The sequence below is a fragment of the Cryobacterium sp. MLB-32 genome (genome assembly GCF_000738085.1).
Taxonomy (GTDB): domain Bacteria; phylum Actinomycetota; class Actinomycetes; order Actinomycetales; family Microbacteriaceae; genus Cryobacterium.
The window spans coordinates 1-1,250 of sequence record NZ_JPRS01000436.1 but is presented as its reverse complement, the minus strand read 5'-3'; the positions used below and the strand labels follow the sequence as shown (position 1 = coordinate 1,250).

Below are 1,250 nucleotides of genomic sequence, written 5' to 3'. Positions count from 1 at the left end.
GTGAGAATTCTTAGAAACGGCCGGGTTCACTAGAGCCAACACTTTCAAAGGAGCCCGCCCATGACGTCAACAGTGACCCCCGCCGTTTCCCCCACGCGGCGCATGCTGAACAAGGTCCCCGAAGTCACCCTCATCTTCTGGGTGATCAAAGTCCTCGCAACCACGGTGGGTGAAACCGCAGCCGATTTCTTGAACGTCGACCTCGGGCTGGGCCTGACCATCACCTCGATCATCATGGCCGTGCTCCTGATCGCCGCCCTGATTGTGCAGTTCACCCTGCACAAGTACACCCCAGCGGTGTATTGGTTGGCAGTGGTATTGATCAGTGTTGTGGGTACACTCATCACCGACAATCTCACCGACAACCTCGGCGTCCCCCTCTGGGTGACCGCGGTAGTCTTCGCCCTCGCACTGGCGACCGTATTCGCCGCGTGGGCGGTGTCGGAAAAGACCCTCTCCATCCACTCCATCTTCACCACCCGCCGCGAGTCGTTCTACTGGCTCGCAGTGCTATTCACATTCGCCCTGGGCACAGCGGCCGGCGACCTCGTCGCTGAGGGCCTGAACCTGGGCTTCTTCGTCGCCCTGCTGCTCTTTGCCGCGGCCATCGCCCTCGTCGCAGTGGCGTACTTCGTCTTCAAGCTCAATGCCGTGCTCGCCTTCTGGATTGCCTACATCCTCACCCGCCCGCTCGGTGCCTCCACCGGAGATCTGCTCTCCCAGCCCACCGCTGACGGCGGCCTCGGCCTCGGAACGACCGGAACCAGCGTCCTGTTCCTAGCCGTCATCCTCATCCTGGTGACCGTCCTCACCCTGCGAGCCCGCCGAGCCAATGCAACCGTGACCTCGACCTCGTGAATCGCCGGTCAAGGTATCCGGTCGATTTTTCGAAATAGAAAGCCTCCTCAACTATGAAAAATATGATCGTCGACGCTCTGTCCACATCCGGTCTGCTCGACCCGCAGTCGGTGATCGCCGGCGCCGGTATCTGGGGACTCGCTGTCGTGTGTGCGATTGTGTTTGTGGAAACCGGGCTGCTCGTCGGGTTCTTCCTCCCCGGCGACACTCTCCTGTTCTTCACCGGCGTGCTTTCTCTCAGCGGGGTGATCAGCCAACCACTCTGGGTCGTCATTCCGGCCATTGCCCTCTCGGCGGCCCTGGGCGACCAGCTCGGGTACGTCATCGGGCGCACGTCCGGTCCGCGTATCTTCGACCGACGCGAATCCGGCCTTTTCAGCCGAAAGAGCGTA

The 1,250-nt window shown here is 61.4% G+C and carries 2 protein-coding genes; both read left to right on the top strand.

Features of this window, described 5'->3' with window-relative positions; all coding sequences use genetic code 11:
* Positions 1-60: 60 nt before the first annotated feature.
* Positions 61-858 (top strand): hypothetical protein, encoded by a 798-nt coding sequence (locus tag JF66_RS19215; protein ID WP_051973772.1) that lies wholly within the window; start codon positions 61-63, stop codon positions 856-858.
* Between the two features lie 62 nt (positions 859-920).
* Positions 921-1,250 (top strand): DedA family protein (locus tag JF66_RS19210; RefSeq protein ID WP_035880484.1); only part of this gene is annotated, 330 nt, incomplete at its 3' end.